This window comes from Bacillota bacterium, assembly GCA_040754315.1.
Lineage (GTDB): Bacteria > Bacillota > Sulfobacillia > DUSP01 > JBFMCS01 > JBFMCS01.
On the sequence record JBFMCS010000043.1, the window covers coordinates 31,056 to 49,759 of the forward strand.

The following is an 18,704-nucleotide window of genomic DNA, read 5'->3' on the forward strand; positions in this document are numbered from 1 at the left end:
CTCACCGGGCAGGACCGTTCCTGTCCTGTTACCTCCCTAGCCTTCTGTTGCTGTCTTGCGCTGTGAGGTAAGGTGGGCTATGCCCTCCACCCTCTTTAGTTCCATGACGAAGCAAATGCCATGGCCGGGCTTCTCCAGATCCACGGCGGCTATGATGGCGTCCAGCACTTCACCGGTAATGCTCTCCGGGACCACCGTCAGGACGATTTCCTTCTCGGGCTCAATGGGGATCCCCAGTAGCATCTTCTGCTCATGGATCCCTGTCCCTCGCCCAAAGATGACCGTGCCGCCCTCGGCCCCAGCCTGCTTGGATGCGGATATGACCCTCTCAGACCAGCCCCTCCTCACAATGGTGACTATCAGGGCATGATGACAATCATGGCTCATTGTCAATACCTCCCTTCCTCCTCTGGTAGAGGAGACCAAGTAACATGACGGAGAGAATAGGGGCCAGAGCCACCAGAGCGATGAGCCCGAAGCCGTCGGTGACGGCATCCCGGCCCTTCATGCTTGTTGCGGCCCCCACCGCCAGTGCCATGACCAGAGTAACTGTCATGGGTCCAGTGGCCACCCCGCCCGCGTCGAAGGCAATGGATGTGAAGGTGGAATCGGAAAACCCCAGCATTCCTACAGCTAGCAGGTACCCGGGAACGACGATGTAGTGGATTGGTATACCGTACACCGTCCGTGCCATGGCAAGACACACGAAGGCCCCCACTCCCAGGGACAGGGTGTACTGGATCACACGCCTGTTTACCTGCCCGCTGGATGCTCTCTCTACCTCATTGCTCAACACCCGAACCGCCGGCTCTGCCAGGGTGGCAACGAAGCCCAGGACGAAGCCTATGGGCAGCAGCGACCACCGGTGGGCCGAAGCACCCAGGACCTGCCCCATTTCCCTCCCCACCGGCAGGAAGCCTACATACACCCCCTGGAGGAAAAGGGCAAGCCCCACCAGGGTCAGGACCATTCCCTTTATCACATTAGCCAGGGCCTCGCGGGGGAGCTTCAGGAAGAGGGGCTGGAACACCGCGAGGGCTATGGCCAGGGGAGTCAATGCTGACAGCACTTCAACCAGGACTTGGCCAAAACCCTGGAAGATACCGCTCACCCGAACATCACCCCCAGGAGCATCACAGCCAGGACAGGTCCGATGGATGCGAGGCCTACCAGGCCGAAACCGTCAGACAGGGGGGACTTCCCTCCCAGGACCGACGTGAGCCCGATGCCCAGGGAGAGTATGAAAGGGACTGTCAAGGGCCCTGTGGTTACCCCTCCGGCATCGAGGGCAACCGGGAGGAAGTGCCGGGGGATGAACGGAATGAGTGCCAGGACCAGCAGGTAGCCTGCCCCCAGTGGGTAGGCAATGGGTATACCAAGGAGTATTCTCATGAGTGCCAGGCATACGAAGACTCCCACACCTAGGGCCACAGCAGCAATCAGGATGCCCTTGTCCACCTGGCCGCCGGAGGCAGTCTCAACCTGGTGGGCCAGGACCCGCACATCGGGTTCGGCCACTGTTACGGAGAACCCCAGGATCAGGGCAACGATGATGATCCCCGTCACGGACCCGAGGTTTGGCAAGCTGGAACCCAGCATCTCGCCCAGGGGCAAAAGGCCGATGCGGACTCCGTGGAGGAAGAGAACAAGCCCTGCGAAGACCAGGATGGCACCCATAAGGAAGCGGGCAAGCATTTCCATGGGCATCCACACAAGGGTGAACTGGAGTGCGATTACCACAGCGCATACGGGTGTGAGAGAATGCGCTACCTCCACCAGGGTCTCTCTCAAGCTGGAAAGCACTTGTTCCACCCCCCATTGGTGTTTCCCTCTACCCTTCTCCCTTGGATTGTAGGTGCGACAGGTGAGAGTGCCCGGGGACGTGTCCCCCTGTTCCACAGGCCTCCTTCCAGGCTCTTCCCGGTAGGTGCGCCTGTTCCCTTCAAGTGCCTGCCCTCTTGGGCTGTTTTATCGTGTAGGCAGGTCTCACCCGGGCCCTTCTCAGGCCAGTCGCATTGGCCACCACGCTGACGGAACTGGCGGCCATGGCCATCTCCGCCACCACAGGATGGAGCAGGCCCATCACGGCGATGGGGATGGCCACCACATTGTAGGAAAAGGCCCAGGCCAGGTTCTCGCGGATCTTCCGGAATGTGCTCCTGGAAATGTTGATGGCTGAGACCACAGCTGTGAGGTCCCCCCGGACCAGGGTGATGTCAGAGGAGGCGATGGCTATGTCCGTGCCCGTCCCTATGGCGATGCCCACGTCAGCCTGGGCCAGCGCAGGGGCATCATTGATGCCGTCTCCCACCATAACGACCCGCCTGCCCTCTGCCTGGAGCCTCCGGACCTCAGAGGCCTTGTCCGCGGGGAGGACCTCGGCCAACACCCTCTTGACCCCCAGGCGCTTCGCCATGGCCCTGCTGGTACGCCAGTTATCTCCTGTGAGCATGACCGTCTCGAACCCCATCCTGTGCAACTCCTCCACGGCGTCCCTGGCATCCTCCTTGGGCGTGTCCGCCAGGGCGATGGCGCCCAGGGCCCGGGTTCCTGCAGCCACCAGGGTGACTGTCTTCCCCTCCTCCTCCAGAGCCCTGAGGCGGTCCTCGAGGTTCTGCACGTCCACGCCGGAATCCGTGAGAAAGGCCCGGGTGCCCAGGATCACGTCCTCCCCTTCAACTTTGGCCCTGACCCCTTTACCAGCAACCGCTAGGAACCCCTCCATCGCAGGCATCCTCAGGGAAGGGTCATCCTTGGCCTTGGCCACCACTGCCCGTCCCAGGGGGTGCTCGGAGCCCTGCTCGACCGCGGCTGCCAGGGCCAGCACCTCAGTCTCCGAAGTATCTGAGAATGCCAGGATGTCTGTTACCGAAGGCGTCCCACGGGTGAGGGTGCCTGTCTTGTCAAACACTATGGTCTTGGATTCCCGGAGGAGCTGGATAGCGGCACCGTGCCTTATGAGCACACCGTTCTCCGCGCCCAGCCCACTTCCCACCATGAGGGCGGTGGGAGTGGCCAAGCCCAGGGCGCAGGGGCAGGCTATGACAAGGACTGCCACCGTAGCGCTGACCGCCAGCGTGACGGTGCCCAGGTCAGGCTGGACCCACGGGATTACTGGGGATGCGGCCTCCAGGATAAGACGCATCCGCTCCGGCATGAGCAGCCAGAGGGCGCTGGTGGAGGCTGCCAGCACCAGTACCACCGGGACGAAAACCGCGGTTACCCTGTCGGCAAACTCCTGGACGGGGACCTTGGTGCCCTGTGCCTCCTCTACCAGCTTGATGACCTGAGCCAGGAAGGTGTCCTCTCCCACCTTGGCAGCCTTCACCCTGAGTAGGCCTTGCTGGTTGATGGTGGCACCGATAACCTCATCCCCAGGTCCCTTGGGCACTGGCAGGGATTCCCCGGTGGCCATGGACTCGTCCACTGTGCTTTCGCCCTCCAAGACCACACCGTCGGTAGGCACCTTCTCACCGGGTCGTACCAGCATCACGTCGCCCACGCAAACCTGGTCCACCGGTATGCTCACCTCTTGCCCTTCCACCAGCAAGGTGGCGGTCTGGGCCCTGAGTCTGAGCAGCTTCTTAATGGCCTCCGAGGCCCGTCCCTTGGCCCTCGCCTCGAAATAGCGGCCGGTGAGGTGGAATGCCATGATCATCGACGCCACACCAGAGTAGTTGGCGATGGCCAACCAGAAAGACAAGGGTCCTGTGACAAAGGCCGCCAGGGTTCCCAGGGCGATGAGCACATCCATGTTGGCGCCCCCGTGGCTCACCGACTTGAAGGCCGACCTGTAGGTAAAAAGTCCCGGGCCGAACAGGACCGGTGATGCCAAGGCCACTATTCCCACGTTCATGACATGGTGGCCGAAGGTAGCCACGTGAAAGAGCATTTCCGGCAGCATCCAGATGACGATGGGGATGGTGAAGCCCCATGCCCAGAGCATCCTCCTCCGGGCCCTCCCCAGCTGGGCCATGTCCACATCAATAGGGGTGCTCCCTGCCTCTTCATCCCTGGCCACCTTGTACCCGGCATTCTCGATGGCGCGGACAAGGCCGGACTCCCTGGTAACGGTTGGGTCAAAATCCACGGACACGCTGCCCATGGCGAAGTTGACGTCAGCCCTGTGCACCCCCGGGGTTTTCGCAAGCGACCTCTCGATGGCGCTGGCACAGCTGGCGCAGGTCATGTCCGTCACACGGAACACGGCTGAGGCGGTATCCTGTCTCACCTTGTACCCAGCACTGTCTACCACACTTTGAAGGCGCTCCGGGCTGGTCCTCCCGGGTTCATATCTCACATAGGCCTTGGCCGTCGCGAAGTTCACCCTGGCTTCCAGCACCCCGGGGGCCTTTTTCAGCCTGGTCTCCAGGTTCTGGGCGCAGCTTGCGCACGACATGCCCTCAATGATGAAGGTCTGCTGGGCCTCCCCGTGTTCCACCTTTAACACCCCTCGCTATGACTTGACCCAGTCTCCTTGCCCTTTACTTGCCTGGCGGGAGGATAAACAGCCCGCAGCGACACTCTCCCTCTTTCCGTACCCAGTTCATCCTGGCTTCCCGGCAGGGGCACAGGTTCTCGGGCAAGTTGTCGAAACGGCAGGGACAGTAGAAGTCCCCGTAAGCCTTCCACTTCCCCATGAGTCCCTCCATGACGAGGACCATATTCTCATTGAACTCGTAGTTCCTGAGGCGGGCGAAGGCCTCCACCCTCTGGGTAATCTCCTCCAGGGGCTCCTGGATTGCCTTTTGGCTCCCTATCTCGGGGGATACTTCCAGGATCTCGATGAGTGCCCCGCATACGCTACATGTGACCATTGAGCCTTTCTCCAGAGGCTCTCTAGGCACGAAGTGGCTCCGGCAAACAGTACAGTACACCCTAGGCCTCATCCTTGAGGGCCTCCACTATTCTCTCCGGCTGGTAGCCCTTGAACGCCCGGCCGCCCACCACAGTTACAGGGAATACACGCTCCCCGGCCAGGCGGTCCACCTCTTTTAGCGCTGCCTTCTGGACCCCGGCCTCCGCGGTGTCCACATCGACGCACTCGTAGGCGATGTTCTTGAGGTCCAAGAACTGCTTGAGCTTCTTGCACCAGGGGCATGTGCTCAATGCGTATACCTTGACCATATTGTCTCCCTCCGGTGACCGTGGCTTCTCCCAAGGCCACGATGGGTTAGGGATTAGTTCTCCATTAATAATGGATTTCCCTTGAGGGGAGGATGAGTTCCCCAGGGGTTTTTCTCAAGTGGCCGTACCTCCAGAGGGAACAGGGGGTGTCCCCTCCATCCAGTCCCATCAGGATCTGGTGATCCTGATCCTCCCGAAGAACTGCCTCAAGGTGTCCATGAGTACCTTGAAGAACCCGCCCCTGGGCACCCCGGTCTCAGCCACTACGGGGACGCGGGATACCTCCTGGCCATCCCGGCTTATTACCAGCTCGCCCAGCCTTTGTCCCTTTTCAACCGGTGCCTGGACCGAGTCTTGCAGTACAAGTTCCCGCTGGGTCTTTACCCCCTGCCTCAGGGTAACCAGTCCATCTGTAGCCACGACTGCCCGGACCTCGTTCTCCCGGCCCTTCCAAACCTTCACCTCTCCAACGGGTTCCCCGGCAGTGGCCACCCGAGCTGAGGAGAAGTTAGCAAAGCCAAAGTCCAGAATGCGAGCGACCTCTTGGGCCCTGCGCGCCTCACCCTCCGGGATGCTCTCCCCAGGCACCCCCAGGACCACGCCTAAGAAGCGGGTTTCTCCCCGCCTTGCCGTGACCAGCATGTTGAAACCAGCGGCCTCGATGTAGCCGGTCTTCAACCCGTCCACCCCATCGTAGGACCACAGCAGGAGGTTCCTGTTTTGCTGGGTAATGGGGGTTTCGCCCGGGGCTCCGTAGGTAAACTCCCTGGTGGAGTGGAGGTCAAGAGCTTCAGGGTGGTCTTGCACGTAGTGGGAGGCCAGGAGGGCCATGTCCCTTGCGGTGGTGATGTTCTCGTCCGAGAGTCCATGGGGATCAACAGCCCTGGTGTTCTTCATTCCCAGGTCTTCTGCCTTCTCGTTCATGCGGGCCACAAAGGCCTCAACGCTTCCCTCAAGATACTCTGCCGCGGCCACGCAGGCGTCGTTGCCGGAGGCGACTATGATGCCATCGATGAGGTCTCCCAGCGGCACCTGGGTGCCAGCCCGGATGAACATCTTGGAACCCCCGGTTCTCCAGGCCCTCTCCGACACCGTGACACCCTGGTCCAGGCTGGCACTGCCCTCCTCTACGGCCTCCCAGATAAGCTTCAGGGTGAGCAGTTTAATGAGGCTTGCGGGCACCCTGGGTTCGTCCGGGTTCTTCACCAGGACGTATTCACCCGTAGTATGGTCCACCAGTACTACCGACTGGGCCTCTATCTCTGGGGGCTCGCCCCCCAGGGGTGCCTTGGTGTCCCCGGCCGACACGGCCAGGCATGGATTGGGAAAGAGGCTCATCCCCAAGATGACCAGCGCTGAAAGCAGCAGGCGTTTCATATCGCGTAAGATCCCCTTTTCCCTTGGTATCTATCCGCCATTACGGTGGCGCGCTCCACTTAAGAGTGTAGTTGGACGGGCGGCCAAGGTCAACAGTGCCGGGCAAAGGAACAAGGTTTCCTGGGGCCCTTCCCAAGCTCATATCCGTTATCATAGACTGGACCGGTGCCCCCGGGGTTCCCTACGCCAGGCTTGCGCCGGACCTCCGGGTGGGGGGATGTCCATGGTAGCACGACCAGCGGGGGTGAGGCAGTGGGCAAGATCGACCCTCAGGAATGAGATGCGCGAGTTCTGTCACGTGCCGGGTAGCAAGGCGGTGATGGCAGACGTTCCCCGCTAGCACGTCACAGTACGCCCGGCGACAACTTCCACTGCCTCTCGCCCGTCTTGACACCGAATTCACGATGCCTCAAGAACCGATCCTGCCTGTTTACATCACTTCTACAACTCAATTCTCCTCTTGGGTGCCGGAATACGTGTCACAACGAAACCAGGTTACGATTAATAGAGCAGCGCGGGTGCGCCTACCCGCTGGAGGGTGTGAGGTAGCTGGTGTGCTGCAGTACAACCCCCACTGCTTCCAGGCCCAGGAAGAAAACCCAGTGGACTCGCCTGGGGCCAAGGCTTCGCTCCCTCAAGGCCAAGACCTGGGCGAGACGATGGAGCCCCAGGGTGGTCTTAAGGGCTGAGGCCGCCAGGGCGTCAAAGTGTTAAGAAGGGCCTTTGCCACGTCACCGTCCCATCTTGATCAAGGCCGAAGCCGCTGCTGCCAGGAGCGAAGGTCCTGGGCGGGCCGCCCTGTTCCTGTCGCCCTGGCCAACCCGGCCCTTGATGGCGACTCCCCCAGGGAGGAGTCGGGTGCCCCGCATGGAAGATTGATGGGATGTCTCGCGAAGATGGTGAAGGAGTGGTGCGCCATTGGAGATAGAGCAGTTTAAGGTTGAAAGATGGTTGAACGCCTACGAGCTGGATGCCCGCTACAACCTGGCGGAGACCGACGCGAAGCCCTTCAGCCTGGAGGAGCTCCTCTCGCTCGGGGACAAGGAGGCCCTCACACAGGAGCTCATGGACCTGAAACTCGGGTATAACCCCACCACGGGTTCCAGAGCCCTTCGTTCCATCATCGCCGGGAGGTACCGGGGGGTTGACCCCGGTGAGGTCCTGGTGACAGTGGGGGCCATCGAGGCGGACTGCCACATAGCCAACGTGCTGGTGAAGCCAGGAGACACCGTCATCGTGCAGTTCCCTGCCTACCAGGTGCTCGTGGCCAAGGCCCGGGGCGCCACGGTGAAGTTCTGGGACCTCCGGATGGAGGAGGGCTACAGGCCCAACCTCGAGGCGCTTCGTTGCCTTATCGACCGGCGCACCAAGCTGGTTGTGGTGAACAATCCCCACAACCCCACGGGTGCAGTCCTCTCCCAGGACGACATGCGCACCATACTGGGATGGGCCCAGGAGGAAGGCTTCTGGGTGCTCTCGGATGAGGTCTACCACGGGCTGGCTTTCGAAGAGGGAGTGGTGGCGGAACCCGCCCGGAACCTCAGCCACAGGGCCATCAGCGTGGGGAGCATGTCCAAGACCTTCGGCCTCTCCGGCCTGCGGTTAGGCTGGATGGCGGGGCCCAGGGAGATCCTGGAAGCCTGCTGGGCATGGAAGGACTACACATCCATAAGCAACTCCCCCGTCTCTGACTTCCTGGCCCGGCTGGCCCTGAGGGAGTCCGGGAGGGTGTGGGAACGGAACCTCAAGATAGCCAGGGAAAACCTCGAGGTGCTGGAGGGCTGGTTTGACCGGATGAGCAGGTTTGTCTCCTACACGAAACCCAGGGCGGGCCTGGTATGCTTCCCAAAGTTTACCCTGCCCGTAGGCACTGAGGAATTCTGTCTCCGGGCCTACCACGAAAGGGGTGTGCTCCTAGTCCCAGGCGAGTGTTTCGATGTGCCTGGGCACATCCGTTTCGGTTTTGGAGGGGATCCAGGTACCTTCAGCCGGGGGCTGGAGGAACTTGGCGCGGTGATGAGCGAGATCCAGGACTAGTCGCAGCGATGGCCTGGCCGCAGAGCATACCCCGGGGCCAGCGCTTCCCCGCTTTCGGGAACACTCCCCACTCAGGCTTCGTCACTCCCCTGTGAAAGACCAAAACGTTCTGGAGGGTGATGAGAGTGGCCAGGCGAATCCTAGCCATAATTGCCATCTACCTGGCAACCTGCGTTGCCTGGATGGCTCTGGCGGTTCTGACTGAACACAGGACCCACTCTACCCAGGAAGAACTCCGCACGCAGGTGGCGGACCTCTACGGCGAGGAGCACCACACCATGGCCCCTGAGGTGTACTACGAGGCGGCCCGGACCATCGTGGACGACTCCGCCAACTCCCCAGGGGATATGGCTCGGGGCTGGAATGAGAAGGTAGTCCACTCTAGCCGGGTGACCGTGGTGCCCGAGAGTAGCGACATCCTGGTCAACCTCGAACTCGACCAGCGCAGGAAGGGTCTCCTGTGGTACAGCACCTACAGGGTGGGTTTTCACGGAGACTACCTCATCAAGAACAACACCAGTGAACGCAGGGAATACGTCATAGGGTTCACCTTCCCTACGACCCAGGCCATCTATGACAACTTCGTGTTCAGGGTTGGCCACCAAGACGTGGCCCTGGAGGGGCTGGAGGAGGGGGTCCTATCCTCCCGGGTGCCCCTGGCGCCCGGCGAGGAGAAGGCCTTTACCATAGGGTACGATTCCCGGGGCCTGAACAGGTGGCTGTACGTGCCGGGGCGTGGGGTGAGCCAGGTGAAGGACTTCACCCTCACAATGGTTACGGACTTCAAGGCCATTGACTTCCCCCCGGGAACCATCTCCCCGACATCCAAGGCCCCTGTGGGGGATGGTTGGGAACTGGTGTGGCGGCACGATAACCTCATATCCGGGTTCACGCTGGGCATCAAGATGCCCTCCCGGATCAATCCTGGCCCCCTGGCCAGCCAGATCACGCTCTTCGCCCCCGTATCCCTCCTGTTCTTCTTCTTCGTCATCTTTATCCTCAGTGTCCTCCGGGACATAAAGATCCACCCCATGAACTACTTCTTCCTGGCCGCTGCCTTCTTCTCCTTTCACCTCTTATTTGCGTACCTTGCAGACCACATGGATGTGCACCTTGCCTTCGCCATTTCCTCTGCGGTGTCCGTGGCCCTGGTGGTCTCCTACCTGAGGCTCGTGGTGGGGCCCAGGTTTGCCTTCAGGGAGGCTGCGATTGCCCAGCTGGTCTACCTGGTGCTCTTCTCCTATGCTCACTTTTTTAAAGGGTTCACCGGGCTTTGTGTGACCGTGGGCTCCATCCTGACACTGGCTGCCCTCATGCAGTTCACCGGTAGGATCGACTGGGAGGAGAGGTTCCGTCGCTGAAGGCCCCGGTAGCTCCCTTGCGAAGGCGTCCCCGCCAGGAGTGTCCATCACTGACGGGGGATGCCTCATTGTGGTAGAATTAGGGCGTGCCCCCCGGTCCCTGGGGCCGGGGGCGGTAAGAAGCCTGCCCTCGGCAAGGAGGTATTGCCTTAACATGTTCTGCAGGATCACGTACAGGCTACTCGTCGCCTTGGTCCTAGCCTTCTTGGCTCTCACCCTGAGCGCCACGGGGGTCTTCGCCGCTGAACTGAGAACCGGGGAGATTGTGGAGGTGGCCCCCGGAGAGGTAATCCAGGATGACCTCTATGCCTTCGGTACTCAGGTCGTGGTGCGGGGAAGGGTAGAGGGAGACGTGGTGGCAGCTGGCAGGAGCGTGGTTCTGGACGGGGCCGTGACCGGTGCTGTGTGGGCCGCCGGGGATTCGGTTCATGTGGGTGGTAGTGTTGGCAGGTCCGTGAGGGTGGCGGGCCGGGAGGCATCAGTGGGAGGCGAGGTGGGCCGGGATGTCCTCATGGCTGCCAATGACGCGAGGTTCGAAGGGGAGGCCGGGGGCGATCTCTGGGCTGGAGCCTCCACTTTGTTCTCATCCGGGAGTGTTGGTGGTGAGGTTCTGGGCTCCGCGGCCACGATAGTCCTGAGCGGACCCGTAGGGGAGGACGTCACAGTCCGGGTGGAGAACCTGCGCCTGCTCCCGGGAGCCAGGGTGGGCGGCCGGGTTACCTACGAGTCCGAGAAGGTTGCCTTCATTGACCCCAGCGTTGAGGTGCAAAAAGGCGTAACCGCGGTGATGCCCAGGGTTCCGTCCAAGGTGCCGCCCCTGGTCTCAGAGCGGGGACGCATAATCTCCCTCTTGGGTCTTTCCCTGGTGGGGACCCTGCTGGCCCTGGCCTCCCCCCGGAGTGTCGCCAGCATTTCCTCCCGGATCAGCGAGAGACCCTGGGCAACCCTGGGGTACGGGGTGCTCGCGCTCATCGCGGTACCCATCGCAGGCTTCATACTGGGCATAACCCTGGTGGGGCTGCCCCTGGGGATCCTTTCCATAGTGGCATACGGCGCCGCCATGTATCTAGCCCCGGTGTTTGCGGGGCACTTCATCGGGGAGAAGGTCTTTTGCCGGGTTGGCAGGAACCCTCACCCAGCGTGGGCTGTGATCCTTGGCCTTCTCATCCTAGCAGTGGTGGGCCGCGTGCCTGTCCTGGGGTTCCTGGTGAAGCTGGCTGTGATAGTCTGGGTTCTGGGATCGCTGGCCCTCTCCGTCTTCTCCAGGGGAAGGACCGCGGTCCCTGCCATGCAGGGCCCTGGGGATGCCAGCCGGCCCTCGGGGGAGTAGGCGGCCATGGAGCTCCTGGGAGCCGGCATTGACCTGGTGAGGGTCACCCGGGTGGAGAGGATGATCTCACGCTGGGGTGACCGGTTCCTGAACAGGGTTTTCACACCCCTGGAGCTCTCACAGGCCCAGGGTGCTCATGCCGCCCGGCGCCTGGCAGGAAGGCTTGCTGTGAAGGAGGCTGCCCTGAAGGCCATGGGCACTGGCCTTCGAGCCTGCCGCTGGATTCACATGGAGGTCACCAATGACCCCTTGGGCAGGCCGCTCCTGGCCCTCAACGGGGAACTCGAGGAAACCGCTGGAAACCGGGGAATCTCATCCTTCCTGGTGAGTGTCACCCATGAGGGCGATCTTGCCGTGGCCCAGGTGCTGGCCGTGGGCTGGCGCCTCCCTGGCTAGGTAGGCCCGAGCCGCGGGAGAGATCCCGCGGCCCGGATTGATCCCCCAGGATTTCACACCGTGGTACGGTCATCTGCCTCTCCCCGCAGGTGAACGGGGATGACAGCACTGCGGAGTTCCGTGACCTCCTGTTCCAGGGATGTCACCCTTTCCACCAGGGACGAGAGTCTTTCCATGACGGCGTCTGGAAGATCATCGTGGCGCAAGTCCCTGAGGTGCTCAGGCTTGGTGAGGCTCCCGTTAGGCGAGCGAACGTTGCCAGGCACCCCCACGACGACGGAATCCGGAGGTACGTCCTTCACCACGACGGAATTTGCCCCTATCCGCGAGTTCTCACCGATGGTGATGGCGCCAAGCACCTTGGCCCCGGACCCCACCACCACTCCTTTGCCCAGGGTGGGGTGGCGCTTTTCCTTCTTCCAGCTCACACCCCCCAGGGTCACCCCTTGGTAGAGGGTGACACCCTCCCCGATCTCCGTTGTTTCACCGATAACTACCCCCATGCCGTGGTCGATGAAGAGTCCAGGAGATATCCGTGCCCCCGGGTGAATCTCAATGCCCGTGAGCCAGCGACCCAGGTGTGAGAGCCACCGTCCCGCCAGGTAAAACCGCCTCACCCATAGCCACCTTGCCATCCTGTATATCCACAGGGCATGGAGTCCTGGGTAGCACAGGACTACCTCCCACACGCTCTTCGCGGCGGGATCCCGCTCAAACACCGCTTGTATGTCTTGCCTGAGGCTCATTTCCCTTCCTCCCTTCCTCCGTCAACTCCCCTGCCGCATTCGTGAAGAGGGCAGTTGAGTAGCGTTTCCCGCATGACGGGATCATGATAACACGAGGTCCATGACCCTCAGGTTCAGCCCTCCGGCACAAAGCCTGCCCCTATCCCGTGTATCCCGTGGGGGCCTGGCTGCCCTCCTGAGAGTACGGGTAAACCCGCGGGCTCCACGCCAGATATCTCCACCGAGGGTTTGTGCGCCTTGAGCCCCTCACCCACACCAGTGAACGGTGCCTCCCGCCCTTACGCCTGCCACAACCACATCCACCTGGCCGTCGCTATCCCGCCATAGCCGCGATCTCCCTGTGGACCTGAGGGTTGGCAGGGTTTAAGAACTGGTCAAGAACGAGGTAGCGCCGGTCAGTGGCTGCCATGCCGTGGGCCGTGTCCACCGCCCCCTTCGTGCCCTCCTGGCCAGGGGTAAGCACGAGATCAGCACCAAAGGCCCTGAGGAGTAACCGGCGTTCGCGGTTCATGGTAGCCGGCATCAGCGAGCACCGGTAACCCTTGGATGCGCACACCATCGCCAGGCCTATGCCTGCATTGCCGCTCGTAGGCTCAAGGATAATGGTGCCGGGTCCAATGAGGCCGTCCCTCTTGGCGGCCTCCGCCATGCTCAGGGCTATACGGTGCTTCACGCTGGACCCGGGGTTGAAGAACTCGAGTCTCGCCACTACTGTGGCGGAAACGCCCTGGGCCAGCCGGTTTAGCCGTACCATGGGCGTGTTCCCGATAAGTTGAGGTGCCTTGCAAGGAATGGACTTCATGGTGTCCCTCCCCTATCATGCTGGACGTACGAATACAAAAAGACCCATCGCAACAATGGGGCGATGAGTCTCCGGTTGCCGCTTTGCTGGGTACCTGCTAGGTGCCACACTCAAGCGGAACAGGTGAACGGCTTAGGGCGGGGACTCACCGCATCCGGTATGCGCGGAAGCAGGCACAGCCCTGCCTCCGCCATCAACAGATGCAGGTGAGTGAACTGTTCCAGTTTCCCCGGCCCTTCATCTTCGTCATGTCTGTCCTCCATCTCCTTCGGAGGAATGGGCTGATTTGAATCATATCCAACCACCGGGCAAGACGTCAACAAAAAGATCTTCCATCGCACTTGAGCGTAACAAGGTCAGAGGCCCCTGAACGATACGGGAATGAAAAACGAGGTACTTCAGAATGACCTCGTTTGAGTCCACTCTTGATTAGCCAATCTATGCCCGCGGGCTTTCATGCACTAACCCAATTTTCGAGCCCAAGGCCCTCAACTCGCTCAAATTCATGGACATTATTAGTGACGATAATAAGTGCTTTAGCCTTTGCATGTGCCGCAATCAGCATATCCATAGCTCCAATCGGAGTTCCTTGTCGCCGCAACGTTGCGCAAATTCTCCCGTATTCTGCAGCCGCTTCATCATCAAATGGCAAGATGTCCACAATGGACAGAAATTGATTTAGTGCAAGTGCGTTTTTTGCCGGGTATGCGCTTGCTTGTACTCCATGCATGAGTTCTGCAAGAGTAATTGCAGAAATGGCAACGCCGTCGCCCATGTTCGAATGGAGATTTATGAGCACATTTTCTGGTTTTTTCTTTATAAGATACACACAAATATTTGTATCCAGCATGTATTTCACAACGTTTTCCTAGGAGGTTGAACACCCTGATTGCGTCCGTCTGCAAAGAAATCATCGGTGAAGCTGTTAAGACCGTTAAGAAAGGTTTCCCATGCACGCTCTTTTGGAAACAACATAACAGCATTACCCACTTTTTGAATATATACTTCGTTACCCGAAAACCGGTATTCCTTCGGCAACCGGACAGCCTGGCTCTGACCATTGACAAATAATTTTGCAGTCTCCATTTCCAATCACCTCATTTGCAGTATATATTTTAGTATATACTACTGTCAACGGCTTTATGAATACCCATTTTTCGCACATGAGAAGGTGTATCCAAGGACATGGTCGGAATCTTCGGAACCAGGATTATATCGGAACCAGGATTACAGAGGATCGATGTCAAATCCCTTCAACAGAGCCGCCTAACATCCCGGCCCAGGAGAAGTGCCGGGTCCCATGTGTCCACCGGCCGCTGCGCGGGAACCGCTCGGCCTCGCCCAGTCGCCTAGCGGAGGCGAGACTAGGGGCGAAGGCGAGGTCCGCTGTGGTCTCCGTTAGGACCCCAGGTGTTGGTGACGAGATTCCCCTGCGGGTGCATTCGGCTACGTCGATGTTGTCGTAGCCCACTGCCATGTTCGCCACCACCCGGAGCCCGGGCGACGCATCCAGGATCTCTCCATCAACCCGGTCCGTGAGCAGGGTGAAAATGCCCTGGGCCATCCTGGCCTCCTCAAGGAACACGTGACGTGGAACTGGGCCGGGGGAGCCACATACCCTCAAATCAAAGGCCTCCGCGAGTGCCTCGATGATGTCGAAAAAGGTGTTGCAGGTAACGTAAACCCTGGGCTTCATGGAGGCTTGCCTCCTTGGAAGGCGGCTTTATTCCTCTCACTCTACCAGAAAACGATTGCCTGGCCACACCGCCGAGGAACCCTCCCATAGGGGTCCCCTCGGGAACCGGGTAGGCTTACCCAGAGGCTCAGGGGTTTGTCATGCCCGGAAGCTCAGGCAGCTGCGGGCGTGGCGCCACGGTCAACGAAGCTATAGATTAGCCCTAGCCCGCGATTGGCCTGGCTTAGGGGGGGACGAATTCGCCCAAGATGCGAAAGGGCTTTCGAGCGCACTGGCCCAGGGCGATCAGGTCCGCCCGGTCCCCAGCAGCGAGAAGGCAGGTGGCGGGCCCTGCTGACCTCTCCACGTCCAATCCCGCCGTGTCCCCCCACTTGAAGCGGCAGCCGTAGAGGGCGCTCAAGCCCGCTGCCTCGCGGCGTATCCCCCTTGAGCCCACCGGCAAGACCTCCCTTGCCCGGCCTGAATCCACCAGTCTCCTCACTGTGGAGGGCTCAGCCAGGTCAGGGTCTCCCAGGCGCACCTCTGGGCCCACCTTGGGAACCCCGAAGCAGGCCAGGGCATCACCCGGGCCAAGGCGCCCCATCAAGCCCTCACCCTCCAGGAGAAGGGCCAGGACAGTGATGCCAAAACCTGTCTGGACCGTGGGCACGTTCCTCTCCATGCTCCCGGTCAGGCAAAGCCCGGGGTCAAGCCCGATTGAGACCATCTCATCGGAGATTCCTCTCTGTATCTGGGCCCCCGTGGGATGAGGCTCCACAGCCAGGGTGTCAATGACGGCCACAGGCCGGGCTCCCACGGACATGACCTCCATGAGTGCCACCCGCACGCCAAAACGGCCCACCACGTATGCAGGCACCCTAATGACATCGGCGGGCTTCGGGCCGATGCCCCCTGAGGAATCGCAGGAAATCACCAGCATACTGCCGCGGCCAATCTCCAGGAGGGTCAAGTCGCGGTACCTGCGAGGCTTGGCCTCATGCCACATGGGTCTCCCTCCCCGTAATCGTGTTCTCCCCGGGCCGGGGCTTCCCTCCTGGCTAGTGCCGGGCCTGCCCCACAGGCCCGGCTCTCTTGGCGGAAGGCCACAGCCTAACGGGCAAGCCTTGAGCCCAGGATCTTGCGGAGGGAAAGGTAGAGCACCAAGGTTCCTGCAATGTTCAGGGCGGAGGCTACCAGCAGGGGTACTACCATGGCGGCGAAGAACCCTGGGCCAAAACCCGGGATGGGGATGAAGGCTGCGGGAAACAGGACTCCGTTCATGAGGATGCCGGCGATCGCCGCCAGCCACAGGCTCCTCCGGGCGACATACGAGAAGACTGTGGCACAGATGGCCATGCCTGCTGCGATGATAAGGTGGATGGGAACGCTCAAGGGAAACCCCGCGGTCAAGGCTGTGAGAAGGTGCCCCAGGGAGATTACCAGGGCTCCCTCAGGGGCGCCCATGAGAATGGCCGCCAGGTACCCCGGGAGGGAATCCAGGGCAGGGGTTCCTGTGAGGCTCGGCAGCTTCAGGTTGGCCCCCACGGCACTCAGTGCTACTAGGAACGCCAGGTAGACCAGGCGGGTACCGGAAAAGAAACCCTGCCTCACCCTGGGATGCCCGTGCCCTTCTAGGTGCTTAGACTGCATGTTTTAATCTCCTCCTCCTTAGGTTTTCGGCCTTGGGTGAAAACGAAAAGTCCCTAGCTTGATCCGCTAGGGACTTTGCCATCATCCCAAGTTTGCGCTCTACTCCCCTCCAGCCGGAGGCTAGAGCCATTCTGAACAGGCAGGTCTCCTGGCTGGCGGCTCATCGCCCTTGCCGCGCCTTCCCGGGGCGAAACGCCCCAGTGGCCTGCGGCAGGCTCCTCGCTTACAGTGGCGGGACCGCACCGGCTTTACCCTGCCCCATGGGCGATGCTGCCCCGGGGACTGGGGTCACCGGTTTCCCTATTCTCCCTCAATGAGGGCACCTGTCCAGTGCTTCTCTGTTCTGTTTTCCCTTCCCATTATAGATGGGGGCTTCCCTCCAGTCAATGCTGGGGTTTTCCGCATTCCCCTTCGGTGTCCAGAAAATTACCAAGCCCTCGCTGGTACCACCTTTGCCGGCGTCGCCCCGCTCCCGGAGAGGGGCTGCACCTAACTGGCATGAGCGCGGGGGCACATCTTGCCCTGGAGCGAAGGTTTTCCGGGGGCCTCCGCGAAATAATAATAGCGCTGGTGCCTGCCTTACCCACATGCGAGGAGGCGATGCAATGCTGGTGGCCACCGCCGCTGAGATGCGCGAGATCGACAAGAGGGCCATGGATACGGGGATCCCGGGCCTTCTCCTCATGGAGAACGCAGGCAGGGCCGTGGCCATGGAGGCCCTGGGGATGGAGCCCCAGGGACCCATCCTGGTGCTCGCGGGCAAGGGCAACAACGGAGGGGATGGGTTCGTGGCTGCCAGGCACCTGCACTGCCAGGGTGTGGACGTGGAGATATGCCTCGTGGGGAGGATCGATGAGGTAAAGGGGGATGCCCGGGTTAACCTTGAGATATGCCGGAACATGGGTCTAGACGTGCAAGAGGTGCCAGATCCCGGGGAGGTCCTGGGCCTGTTGCCCCGTGCGGGTCTTGTGGTGGACGCACTCCTGGGCACCGGCTTCTCCGGAGTCCCCCGGCCCCCCATTTCCAGCATCATAAGCGCCTTGAACGCATCAGGCAGGCCCGTCCTGTCTGTGGACATCCCATCCGGTGTTGACGCGGATACCGGTGCGGCGGACCTGGCAGTGAGGGCATCCCTTACAGTGACCTTCGGCCTTCTGAAGAGAGGCCTCCTCCTCTATCCCGGCGCATCCTGTGCCGGGGACGTCGTGGTGGCCGATATATCGATACCCCCTTCCGCTGTGGAAGCACAGGGGATCAAGGTACGCCTGGTCACTGAAGACCTGGTGAAAACCCTCCTGCCGCCCAGGAGGGAAGACTCTCACAAGGGTGACTTCGGCCACGTCCTGGTCCTGGGAGGGTCCCTGGGCTTCTCGGGCGCTGCCGTCCTGGCGGCCATGGGAGCCCTTCGCGCCGGCGCTGGCCTGGTTACGGTTGCCGTGCCCAGCTGCATCCAGCACCCGGTGGCTTCCTCAGTCAAGGAGGCCATGACCCGGGGTTTACCCTGCGGTGATGATGGTCGGTTCCGGGCAGAAGCGGCCCGGGAGGTACTGGAGATGGCAGCGCGGGCCCAGGTCGTGGCCATCGGGCCCGGCCTGGGTCAAGGTGAAGGTCCCAGGGCCGTGGTAAGGGAGGTTCTTGAACGGTGCCCGGTCCCTGTGGTCCTGGACGCTGACGGTCTCAACAATGCCGTTGGCTTGCGCCCGGGCGGCTCCCGGCTGGTCATGACGCCTCACCCTGGGGAGATGGCCCGCCTCACCAGGAGCACGGTCCAGGAGGTCCAGCGGGACCGGCTTTTCGCTGCCACCTCCCTGAGCGAAGACACAGGATCCGCTGTCCTGCTGAAGGGGCCCCCCACAGTGGTGGCCTACGGAGGCCTGGCTTACCTCAATCCCACAGGGAACCCGGGTATGGCCTCGGGCGGAAGCGGGGACGTGCTGACTGGTATCATCGCTGCCCTCATGGCCCAGGGCCTGGAGCCAGGTGAGGCCGCTTTCCTGGGGGCCTTCCTTCACGGCATGGCTGGGGACGAGGCCCTGCACGAGAAGGGACAGCGAGGGATGATAGCGGGAGACCTGCTGGATCATCTACCCCGGGTTCTTGGCCGCCTGGAGGGGATCCTGTGAAAGCCCTCCGGAGACACGGCTGTCATTAGAGGCAAGAAAGCCCGGCGTGCCCCGGGGTCTGACCGCCGGAGGCCGGAGGA

The 18,704-nt window shown here is 61.4% G+C and carries 19 protein-coding genes, 1 pseudogene and 1 riboswitch; of the genes and pseudogenes, 6 read left to right on the forward strand and 14 right to left on the reverse strand.

Going from position 1 to position 18,704, the window contains the following annotated elements:
- Positions 1-36: 36 nt before the first annotated feature.
- From AB1576_08845 to AB1576_08875, 7 genes are all read right to left on the reverse strand, one after another.
- A complete protein-coding gene (locus AB1576_08845; protein MEW6081863.1) occupies positions 37-387 on the reverse strand; it encodes a P-II family nitrogen regulator in 351 nt (116 codons plus the stop codon).
- Positions 377-1,111, reverse strand: coding sequence for a DUF1538 domain-containing protein (locus AB1576_08850; protein ID MEW6081864.1), 735 nt, complete (start codon positions 1,109-1,111; stop codon positions 377-379). The genes AB1576_08845 and AB1576_08850 overlap by 11 nt, the downstream gene beginning before the upstream one ends.
- The gene (locus AB1576_08855; protein ID MEW6081865.1) at positions 1,108-1,803 is read right to left on the reverse strand and encodes a DUF1538 domain-containing protein; all 696 of its coding nucleotides are present in this window, start codon (positions 1,801-1,803) and stop codon (positions 1,108-1,110) included. Before AB1576_08855 ends, AB1576_08850 begins: the two co-directional genes overlap by 4 nt.
- A gap of 139 nt (positions 1,804-1,942) precedes the next feature.
- The gene (locus tag AB1576_08860; protein ID MEW6081866.1) at positions 1,943-4,441 is read right to left on the reverse strand and encodes a heavy metal translocating P-type ATPase; all 2,499 of its coding nucleotides are present in this window, start codon (positions 4,439-4,441) and stop codon (positions 1,943-1,945) included.
- 43 nt (positions 4,442-4,484) lie between these two features.
- The gene (locus tag AB1576_08865) at positions 4,485-4,889 is read right to left on the reverse strand and encodes a ferredoxin-thioredoxin reductase catalytic domain-containing protein (GenBank protein MEW6081867.1); all 405 of its coding nucleotides are present in this window, start codon (positions 4,887-4,889) and stop codon (positions 4,485-4,487) included.
- The gene (locus AB1576_08870) at positions 4,879-5,127 is read right to left on the reverse strand and encodes a glutaredoxin family protein (protein ID MEW6081868.1); all 249 of its coding nucleotides are present in this window, start codon (positions 5,125-5,127) and stop codon (positions 4,879-4,881) included. The genes AB1576_08865 and AB1576_08870 overlap by 11 nt, the downstream gene beginning before the upstream one ends.
- Positions 5,128-5,295: 168 nt before the next feature.
- Positions 5,296-6,504 carry a D-alanyl-D-alanine carboxypeptidase family protein gene (locus AB1576_08875; protein ID MEW6081869.1) on the reverse strand — a complete coding sequence of 403 codons (1,209 nt, stop codon included), beginning with the start codon at positions 6,502-6,504 and terminating at the stop codon, positions 5,296-5,298.
- A gap of 554 nt (positions 6,505-7,058) precedes the next feature.
- On the opposite strand from AB1576_08875, the gene AB1576_08880 reads away from it, so the two are divergent.
- The 5 genes from AB1576_08880 (at position 7,059) to acpS (ending at position 11,628) form a co-directional block, all read left to right on the forward strand.
- Entirely contained in the window at positions 7,059-7,193 is a 135-nt protein-coding gene (locus AB1576_08880; GenBank protein ID MEW6081870.1) for a hypothetical protein, read from the forward strand.
- A gap of 229 nt (positions 7,194-7,422) precedes the next feature.
- A complete protein-coding gene (locus AB1576_08885; GenBank protein ID MEW6081871.1) occupies positions 7,423-8,541 on the forward strand; it encodes an aminotransferase class I/II-fold pyridoxal phosphate-dependent enzyme in 1,119 nt (372 codons plus the stop codon).
- A gap of 125 nt (positions 8,542-8,666) precedes the next feature.
- Complete coding sequence (locus tag AB1576_08890; protein MEW6081872.1) at positions 8,667-9,902, forward strand: inner membrane CreD family protein; 1,236 nt, start codon at positions 8,667-8,669, stop codon at positions 9,900-9,902.
- Between the two features lie 154 nt (positions 9,903-10,056).
- Positions 10,057-11,232: a hypothetical protein gene (locus AB1576_08895; GenBank protein ID MEW6081873.1), complete on the forward strand. Its 1,176-nt coding sequence runs from the start codon at positions 10,057-10,059 to the stop codon at positions 11,230-11,232.
- 6 nt (positions 11,233-11,238) lie between these two features.
- A complete protein-coding gene (acpS, locus tag AB1576_08900; protein ID MEW6081874.1) occupies positions 11,239-11,628 on the forward strand; it encodes a holo-ACP synthase in 390 nt (129 codons plus the stop codon).
- 53 nt (positions 11,629-11,681) lie between these two features.
- Here acpS and cysE read toward each other — a convergent pair whose 3' ends face one another.
- The 7 genes and pseudogenes from cysE to AB1576_08935 all read right to left on the reverse strand — a co-directional run bounded on the left by cysE (position 11,682) and on the right by AB1576_08935 (position 16,501).
- A complete protein-coding gene (cysE, locus tag AB1576_08905) occupies positions 11,682-12,374 on the reverse strand; it encodes a serine O-acetyltransferase (protein ID MEW6081875.1) in 693 nt (230 codons plus the stop codon).
- A gap of 122 nt (positions 12,375-12,496) precedes the next feature.
- Positions 12,497-13,176 (reverse strand): annotated as a pseudogene (locus tag AB1576_08910) (pyridoxal-phosphate dependent enzyme).
- A 454-nt stretch (positions 13,177-13,630) separates the two neighbouring features.
- Positions 13,631-14,035, reverse strand: a complete 405-nt coding sequence (locus AB1576_08915; GenBank protein MEW6081876.1) for a type II toxin-antitoxin system VapC family toxin — start codon at positions 14,033-14,035, stop codon at positions 13,631-13,633.
- The gene (gene vapB / locus AB1576_08920; GenBank protein MEW6081877.1) at positions 14,032-14,262 is read right to left on the reverse strand and encodes a type II toxin-antitoxin system VapB family antitoxin; all 231 of its coding nucleotides are present in this window, start codon (positions 14,260-14,262) and stop codon (positions 14,032-14,034) included. The genes AB1576_08915 and vapB overlap by 4 nt, the downstream gene beginning before the upstream one ends.
- A gap of 157 nt (positions 14,263-14,419) precedes the next feature.
- A complete protein-coding gene (locus AB1576_08925; protein MEW6081878.1) occupies positions 14,420-14,872 on the reverse strand; it encodes a hypothetical protein in 453 nt (150 codons plus the stop codon).
- Between the two features lie 223 nt (positions 14,873-15,095).
- The gene (locus AB1576_08930; GenBank protein MEW6081879.1) at positions 15,096-15,857 is read right to left on the reverse strand and encodes an AIR synthase related protein; all 762 of its coding nucleotides are present in this window, start codon (positions 15,855-15,857) and stop codon (positions 15,096-15,098) included.
- Between the two features lie 104 nt (positions 15,858-15,961).
- Positions 15,962-16,501, reverse strand: a complete 540-nt coding sequence (locus AB1576_08935; GenBank protein ID MEW6081880.1) for an ECF transporter S component — start codon at positions 16,499-16,501, stop codon at positions 15,962-15,964.
- Between the two features lie 120 nt (positions 16,502-16,621).
- Positions 16,622-16,843, reverse strand: a riboswitch (cobalamin riboswitch).
- A gap of 263 nt (positions 16,844-17,106) precedes the next feature.
- Between AB1576_08935 and AB1576_08940 the strand changes: the two genes are divergently transcribed.
- Complete coding sequence (locus AB1576_08940) at positions 17,107-18,624, forward strand: NAD(P)H-hydrate dehydratase (protein ID MEW6081881.1); 1,518 nt, start codon at positions 17,107-17,109, stop codon at positions 18,622-18,624.
- The last annotated feature ends 80 nt before the right edge of the window (positions 18,625-18,704 follow it).